Annotated in this window: 6 protein-coding genes; 3 read left to right on the top strand and 3 right to left on the bottom strand. The window is 67.5% G+C overall.

The annotated features are described in order from the left end of the window. Nucleotides 1-612 precede the first annotated feature (612 nt). The 3 genes from prpE to ACX9OT_RS21670 all read left to right on the top strand — a co-directional run bounded on the left by prpE (nucleotide 613) and on the right by ACX9OT_RS21670 (nucleotide 4,315). Nucleotides 613-2,493 (top strand): propionate--CoA ligase, encoded by a 1,881-nt coding sequence (prpE, locus tag ACX9OT_RS21680; protein WP_459003646.1) that lies wholly within the window; start codon nucleotides 613-615, stop codon nucleotides 2,491-2,493. Nucleotides 2,494-2,709: 216 nt separating this feature from the next. Continuing rightward, complete coding sequence (locus ACX9OT_RS21675) at nucleotides 2,710-3,213, top strand: hypothetical protein (RefSeq protein ID WP_125895961.1); 504 nt, start codon at nucleotides 2,710-2,712, stop codon at nucleotides 3,211-3,213. Between the two features lie 46 nt (nucleotides 3,214-3,259). Continuing rightward, the gene (locus ACX9OT_RS21670) at nucleotides 3,260-4,315 is read left to right on the top strand and encodes a suppressor of fused domain protein (RefSeq protein ID WP_459003644.1); all 1,056 of its coding nucleotides are present in this window, start codon (nucleotides 3,260-3,262) and stop codon (nucleotides 4,313-4,315) included. Nucleotides 4,316-4,382: 67 nt separating this feature from the next. Here ACX9OT_RS21670 and ACX9OT_RS21665 read toward each other — a convergent pair whose 3' ends face one another. The 3 genes from ACX9OT_RS21665 to ACX9OT_RS21655 all read right to left on the bottom strand — a co-directional run bounded on the left by ACX9OT_RS21665 (nucleotide 4,383) and on the right by ACX9OT_RS21655 (nucleotide 7,865). Continuing rightward, entirely contained in the window at nucleotides 4,383-4,994 is a 612-nt protein-coding gene (locus tag ACX9OT_RS21665) for a glutathione S-transferase N-terminal domain-containing protein (protein WP_189720615.1), read from the bottom strand. 84 nt (nucleotides 4,995-5,078) lie between these two features. Continuing rightward, on the bottom strand, nucleotides 5,079-5,537 hold the full coding sequence (locus ACX9OT_RS21660) for a cell wall hydrolase (protein ID WP_004154513.1): 459 nt from the start codon (nucleotides 5,535-5,537) through the stop codon (nucleotides 5,079-5,081). Between the two features lie 297 nt (nucleotides 5,538-5,834). Next, nucleotides 5,835-7,865 (bottom strand): NADPH-dependent 2,4-dienoyl-CoA reductase, encoded by a 2,031-nt coding sequence (locus ACX9OT_RS21655; protein WP_049461271.1) that lies wholly within the window; start codon nucleotides 7,863-7,865, stop codon nucleotides 5,835-5,837. Nucleotides 7,866-8,148: the final 283 nt, after the last annotated feature.

The following is an 8,148-nucleotide window of genomic DNA, read 5'->3' as shown; positions in this document are numbered from 1 at the left end:
TAGGCTCGCACGGCGGCCCACGCCGGCTCTCGACGCCTACGCTGCCAGATTCCGATCAGATAAGGCTTGGCAGCCGCATCCATGCGGCTGACACCCCGCACTCCGACACCGTCCCACCTTCGACAGGTTCCCGCGGCTGTTGGTAACTGCGGCTTTGTTCCGCGCGGCTGTTGGTAGGTGTCGACCTTGGTCGACACGATTTTTCTCTCAGATATCGAATGAATCATCCACGCATGGCGTGGATCTACCGTGTCGACCAAGGTCGACACCCACCAGAGCAGTCGACCAAGGTCGACACCCACCAGAGCAATTTGCCGTTCCGACAGATCGCGGAAAACTGTCGAAGGCGGGGTGGGTCCGGTTGCGGGAGTGTCCGCGGCATGGATGCCGCGGCCAAGCCCCCAGGGACGGGTCTACGGCGTCTCCCGCAACCGGACCCACCCCGCCATTCCTCAGTAGCCCAGCTTTTGACGTTGACGTTGACGTTGATTCTGCAGGTGCAGGGCTGCAAGCCCTGCAGGACAAAACCCCACCCCCTACCAAGGTAGGGCGGCCCGCGCGGCAGCACCGGACTATCCTCGAACCCATGACTTTGTCTGGGAGGGCTGCGTCATGAACTACGAGGAAACCTACCGTCGCTCGATCGACGAGCCGGAGGCCTTCTGGGGCGAGGAAGCCAAGCGCATCCATTGGCACAAACCGCCGCAGCAGGTGCTCGACTACAGCAACCCGCCGTTCCGGCGCTGGTTCGTCGGTGGTGAAACCAATCTCTGCTACAACGCCGTCGACCGCCACCTGGCCGAGCGCGCCGACCAGCTCGCACTGGTCGCCATTTCCACCGAAACCAACAGCACCCGCGAAATCACTTATCGCCAGCTGTATCGCGAAGTGAACGACTTCGCCGCCGTGCTCAAGCACCTCGGTGTCGGCCACGGTGACCGCGTGGTGATGTACATGCCGAACATGGCCGAAGCCGTGTTCGCGATGCTGGCCTGCGCGCGCATCGGTGCGGTGCACTCGGTGGTGTTCGGTGGCTTCGCCGCGCACAACCTGGCGCTGCGCATCGACGATGCCAAGCCGAAGCTGCTGATCGCGGCAGATGCCGGCATGCGCGGTGGCAAGCTGATTCCGTACAAGCCGATGGTCGATGCAGCCTGCGCCGAAGCCACGTCGCCACCGCCGCACGTGCTGATCGTGTCGCGTGGGCTGGATGCCGCCGAACCACGCGTGCCGGGCCGCGATGTGGACTACGCCGAGCTGCGTGCGCAGATCGGTGAAGTCGACGTGCCGGTGCAGTGGCTGGAAGCGAGCGAGCCGAGCTATCTGCTGTATACCTCCGGCACCACCGGCAAGCCGAAGGGCGTGCAGCGCGATGTGGGGGGCTATGCGGTGGCGATGGCGCAGTCGATGGAAACGGTGTTCGACTGCAGGCCGGGCCAGGTGATGTTCTCCACCTCCGACGTCGGTTGGGCGGTCGGCCATTCCTACAACGTGTACGGCCCGCTGATCGGCGGCTGCACCTCGCTGCTCTACGAAGGGCTGCCGACCAACCCGGATCCGGGCATCTGGTGGGCGCTGTGCGAGCAGTACAACGTGCGCACGATGTTCTCGTCGCCCACCGCCATCCGCGTGCTGAAGAAGCACGACGCGGACTTCATCCATCGCCACGACCTGGGCGCGCTGAAGTACCTGTTCCTGGCCGGCGAGCCGCTGGACGAACCGACCGCGCACTGGATCAGCGAAGCGCTCGGCAAGCCGATCATCGACAATTACTGGCAGACCGAAACCGGCTGGCCGGCACTGACCCTGCTGCCGGGCCTGGAGATGAAGCCGGTGCGTTTCGGCTCGCCCGGGTTCCCCAATCTCGGCTACCGGATGAAGGTGATCGACGAGAACACCGGCGAGGAAGTGGCACCGGGGCAGAAGGGCGTGCTGGTGGTGTCGCCGCCGCTGCCGCCGGGCTGCATGAGCACGGTGTGGAACGACGACAGCCGTTTCCTGCAGAGCTACTTCAGCCACTTCAAGGAGCTGCTGTACAGCTCGCTGGACTGGGCGATCCGTGACGACGATGGCTACACCTTCATCCTCGGCCGTACCGACGATGTGATCAACGTGGCCGGCCATCGTCTGGGCACGCGCGAGATCGAGGAGGCCATCTCCAGCCATCCGCGGGTGGCCGAGGCCGCCGTGATCGGGGTCAAGGATGAACTGAAGGGGCAGGTGCCGCTGGTGTTCGTCACCCTCAAGCAGGGTCTGGATGGCGAGGATCCGGCGCCGGTGGTGGCCGAGATGATGGCCACGGTGACCACCTCGCTCGGCGCGGTCGCACGCCCTGCGCATGTGCACGTGGTCAATGCCTTGCCCAAGACCCGCTCTGGCAAGCTGCTGCGGCGCTCGCTGCAGGCGTTGGCCGAGCAGCGCGACCCGGGTGACCTGTCGACGCTGGACGACCCCAGCGCGCTGGAGGAGATCCGCCGCGCGCTGGGACGCTGACCCGGTAGTGCCGGCCGCTGTCCGGCACCCCCCATCAATCCCGAGGTTGCCGGCCAGCGGCCGGCACTACCCGCAGCACTTGCGCTAAGCTCGGCTTGTCATCGACCTGCAACACGCGGTGCGCGCCGGGGAAGGCGCGTGCCGTCCGGGGATGGCACACAGGGGAGCGTGCCCGCCAGGGCGCGCCGGCATTGCGCATCGAGGGAGGGGGAGGCAATGGCTTTGCTGCACGCCAAGACGGCTGCTGGCCGTCAGGAAATCGAAGACCGTGGTCGGCGTCTGCCGGCGGCACTGCGTTCGATCCTGCTGATGGTCGACGGCCATCGCGATGACACTGAATTGCGCGGCCTGTTCGAAGGCCTGCGGGCACCGCCGGATGCACTGGAGCAGTTGGCCGCGCAGGGCCTGATTGAAGTGATCGGCGGAAGTGTCGAAACCGCACCGACGCGCAGCATCAGCACCGGCCGTGAACAGGACCCGGCGCTGTACCAGCAGCTGTACGACGCGATGAGTGAGGCCGTGCGTCGGCATCTGGGCCTGAAGGGCTATTTCATGCAGTTGAAGATCGAACGCTGCACCGATGCGCTGGCACTGGAGCGCCTGTGCCCGGAACTGCTGGCGGCGGTGGGCAAGGCGCGTAGCCCGGCATTGGCGCAGCGCTGGTGGCAGGAGACCCAGGCGGCCGTGGTCAATGGCGGCGGCGAGGTCGTGCAAGCCTGAGCCACCGCGTAAAGTGATCGGCTCACTTCCCCACAAGGAGTCCCGCGTGCAGGACGACCACGACGACACCGATACCCCCGGCTGGGACGCGATCAATGCGGCGCTGGCGCCGCTGTATGCCGGGCAGGAACCGCGTCACTTCGGCACCGCGCTTCCGTACACGCTCGGTGGCCAGGATCCGCTGGATGGCATCAGCGTGTACTGGGCGGATGCGCCGGTACCGCATTGGCATTACATCACCTACGGCTTTTCCGAGCTGTACGCCAAGGAGAGCAGTGATGCCACCGCCAGTGGCTATGGTTTCGAGCTGACCTTCCGCCTCGCTGCCGACGCCGGTGAGAACGCCGGCAGCACGCCGCCGGTGTGGCCGATGAACCTGCTGCAGAACCTGGCGCGCTATGTGTTCGGCAGTGGCAACGTGTTCGAGGATGGCCATCACCTCAACGCCAACGGCCCGATCGCGTTGGAGACCAACACGCGCTTGTGCCATCTGGCCTTCGTCGCTGATCCGCAGTTGCCCGCACGCGACACCGCCAATGGCCACCTGCAGTTCCTGCAGCTGGTCGGGTTGACCGATGAGGAGATGGAAGCGGTCAAGCGCTGGTCGACGCGCGGCGTGCTGCAGGCGCTGCAACCGGCGATGCCGCTGTGGATCAGCGACCTGCATCGCGGCAACCTGCTGGAGGATCCGGCACTGGCTGCACAGGTGCAGGCCGGCAGCGAGCGCGAGGGCTCCAGCACCGGCATGTTGTTCATCGAGACGCTGGACTGGCGCCAGGAGGCGGGCGTCACCACCCTGGTGCTCGGTGCGGGCCAGGTGGCCAGCGTGTGCGAGCTGCTGCCATTGCGCCTGCGCCACGGCAAATCACTGGAACTGGTCAGCCGCGAGCGGCAGTGGGAATTCATTCCGGCCGCGCGCGGTCAAACCGGCGAGGTATCGGCCGACAGCGCGCGCTGGGCACTGGACGAGTCGGGACTGCAGGCGCTGGCAGGCGTGCGGGCCGAGCGCGGCATCTACCCGGTGGCGGCGGCGCTGCGCATCGAAGTGGTGCCGACCTACCTGCGCGATGCCAAGGGCGAAGTGATCCGCCAGATCGGCTGAGTGTGGCGATTGCACCTATAGGGGCAGAGCCGTCTGCTGCGCAGACGGCTCCGACCCATGGTCTGGCTCAGGCCAGGCCTTCGGCCTTCAGCGCGGCCTGCACGCCGGCATCGGCATCCATGCGCGCCTTGTAGGCGGCCAGGTTGTCCAGGCCGGACAGGTCGACCTTGGTGCCGGCGGCCCAGCGCAGCGTGATGTAGAAGTACGGGTCGGCGAAGCTGCGGAAGCCGGCCAGCCACGGCTTGTCGGCCAGCTGCTTGTCGGCGGTCTCGAACAGGGCGCGCAGGCGCTTGTGCGCGGCGGCGCGGATCGCATCGAACTGGCTCTCGTCGGCAATGAACTTGCCCGGCGCGAACAGCGGCGAGAAGGCCGGATGCACATCGGAATTGACGAAGGCCAGCCAGCGGGTGGCTTCGGCGCGCTGGCGCGGGCTGCCGTCGCCGCCGAGGCCGGCCTGCGGGAAGCTGTCGGCGATATAGCCCATGATCGCGGCGTTCTGCAGCAGCACGAAGTCGCCGTCGACCAGTGCGGGGACGGCACCGGCCGGATTGATCTTGAGGAATTCCGGGCCCTTCAGGGTGTCCTTGTTCAGCAGTTCAACCTCGAACGGCTTGCCGGTCCACTGCAGGGCGATGTGGTCGGCGGTGGAACAGGCACCGGGCTTGCTGTACAGCTTCATGGGAACTCCAGGTGATGCGGGCGGGAAACGCCCACTATCCCAGAGCTTGCCAGCGGGCGGCAACGCTGCCGCCAGCACGGATCGTTACGACTGCCGCGGCTTGAGGTTCTGCACCTTATAGAAGGTGTGATCGCCGATGGTGGCCACCTGGTAGGCATTGCGCCAGTTCGGGCTGGCAATGGACAGCGCGGCGAAGTGGCTGGCACCGGGCACAATCTCGCGGCGCTCGCCGGCCGGCAGCGCCCAGTTGCGCTCGGCGTCGAAGGCCACGTTCATCGCCTCGCTCCAGGCCGCATCATTGCCCAGCTGGGTGCCGGGCGAGACGATGGTCGGTGCGAACTGCTTGCGCGCGGTGACCACCTGGCACATGGAGTCGCCCCACAGGCCACTGTCGAGGCGGCGCAGGGCGACCTCGGCGACGGCCTGCTGGCCACGCAGGGTCTGGTCGCGGGCTTCCAGGTAAACGGTGGTGCTCAAACACAATGAATCAGCGGCCGGCTGAGGCAACAACTGCGACAGCCAGAGAATCCAGGCCAGTTTCATATAACTCCTTGCTCCGTATGGGCCGCACGCTCCGGTTCCGGCCGCGGGGGCGACAGGAGGCGGGATACGACTTGGCGTCATGGGGAGGCGGCCATCGGGGCCGCCCCGTGGGCAGCCCCAAAAGAAACGATCAGTACCGATCGAGGGGCTGCGCCGGCTCACCGGAAACTGGCTGGTGAGCGGAAAGATGGCGCAAGGTAGGGGGGGATAGCCGAACGCATCGTGAACCGCCCGGCTTGACATTCAGGTTCGGCAGGGGTGACGGAAATCACATTCCGCCCCCCATTCAGGCGCTCATCAGAGCGCGGCGGCCACCCGGCTGCCCTGGTCGATGGCGCGCTTCGCATCCAGTTCGGCGGCCACATCGGCACCCCCGATCAGCTGCGCGTTGATGCCGGCGGCCTGCAGTTCGGCCTGCAATGCACGGTTCGGTTCCTGCCCGGCGCAGATCACCACATGGTCGACCGGCAGCAGCTGTTCGCTGCCTTCCACGCGGATGCGCAGGCCCTCGTCGTCCACGCCCAGGTACTCGACGCCACCGAGCATGCGCACGCCCTTGGCCTTCAGTGTGGCGCGGTGAATCCAGCCAGTGGTCTTGCCCAGTCGCGCGCCGGGCTTGCCCGGGCTGCGCTGCAGCAGCCAGAGCCGACGCGGTGACGCCTCGACCTCGGGCCGGCCCAGCGAGCCGCGGGCCTCGAACGCGCTGTCCACGCCCCATTCGGCCATCCAGCGTTGCGGGTCGAGGGAGGGGGACTCACCTGCGTGGCTGAGGAACTCGCCGACATCGAAGCCGATGCCGCCGGCGCCGATGATCGCCGCATTGGTGCCCACTTCAACCCGGCCCAGCAGCACGTCCAGGTAGCTGACCACCTTGGCGTGGTCGGCGCCGGGGAAGTCGACCTTGCGCGGGGTGATGCCGGTGGCCAGCACCACCTCGTCGAAGCCGGTCAGGGTGGCGGCATCGGCGCGGGTGCCGAGGCGCAGCTGCACGCCGGTTTCGGCCAGCGTGTGGCGGAAGTAGCGCAGGGTCTCGTGGAACTCTTCCTTGCCGGGGATGCGCTTGGCCACGTTGAACTGGCCGCCGATCTCCTCGTTGGCATCGAACAGGGTGACCTGGTGGCCGCGCTGGGCAGCGACGGTGGCACACGCCAGGCCTGCCGGGCCAGCACCGACCACGGCAACTTTCTTCGGCGTGGCGGTGGGGCGATAGACCAGCTCGGTCTCGTGGGCGGCGCGCGGATTGACCAGGCAGCTGGCCAGCTTGTTCTCGAACACGTGGTCCAGGCAGGCCTGGTTGCAGGCGATGCAGGTGTTGATCGCCTCGGCGCGGCCGGCACGGGCCTTGTTCGGCCATTGCGGGTCGGCCAGCAGCGGACGCGCCAGCGACACCATGTCGGCACCGCCGCTGGCGAGGATGCGCTCGGCGACGTCGGGCATGTTGATGCGGTTGGTCGCCACCAGCGGCACCTTCACATGCGGCTTGAGCTTGGCGGTGACCCCGGCGAAGGCGGCGCGCGGCACCGAGGTGGCAATGGTCGGAATACGGGCTTCGTGCCAGCCGATGCCGGAATTGATGATCGTCGCGCCGGCGGCCTCGATGGCCTGCGCCTGCTGCACGATCTCCTCCCAGTTGCTGCCGTCCTCCACCAGGTCCACCAGCGACAGGCGGTAGATGATGATGAAGTCCGGGCCACAGGCCTCGCGGATGCGGCGCACGATCTCGACCGCGAAGCGCATGCGCTGGTTCGCATCGCCGCCCCAGCGGTCGGTGCGCTTGTTGGTGCGCGGGGCGATGAACTCGTTGATGAGGTAGCCCTCCGAGCCCATCACTTCCACACCGTCGTAGCCAGCCTCGCGGGCCAGCTTCGCGCTGCGTGCGTAGTCGGCGATATGGCGCTCGACGCCACTGGCCGACAACGCGCGCGGGGTGAACGGGTTGATCGGTGCCTTCAGCTTCGACGGTGCCACCGACAAAGGGTGGTAGGCATAGCGGCCGGCATGCAGCAGCTGCAGGCAGATCTTCGCGCCGTGCTGGTGCGCGGCGGCGGTGAGCTGACGGTGCGGGCGTACTTCCCAGGGCCAGGACAGCTTGCCGCCGAACGGCTTCAGCCAGCCGACCACGTTCGGCGCGAAGCCGCCGGTGACGATCAGGCCGACACCGCCCTCGGCGCGTTCGGCGAAGTAGGCCGCCAGCCGCGGGAAGTCGCGGGCGCGATCCTCCAGGCCGGTGTGCATCGAGCCCATCAATACGCGGTTGCGCAGCTGGGTGAAGCCCAGGTCCAGCGGGGCGAACAGATGGGGGTAGGCGCTTTCGTTGGCTGGCGACATTGTCGATACGCTTGCGTACGGAAGCGCGAAGCGTGCCGCGAAACGGCGGCCGGGGCAAGGGCCGGCCTTTGGGTAGTGCCGGCCGCTGGCCGGGTACGCTCGGCACATGCGTGCTGTCGCTCCCGCAATTCGCTGCGCGAACCGCGGGCCCCACTTACCGGCCTCCACGCCCCCGCGCCTGCGGCGCTGCCCCCGAACTCCGGGGGGTAGTGCCGGCCGCTGGCCGGGTACGCTCGGCACATGCGTGCTGTCGCTCCCGCAATTCGCTGCGCGAACCGCGGGC

The sequence above is a fragment of the Stenotrophomonas genospecies 3 genome, assembly GCF_054473855.1.
The sequence above is the reverse complement of the archived record's forward strand: the minus strand, read 5'-3'. Positions and strand labels throughout refer to the sequence as shown.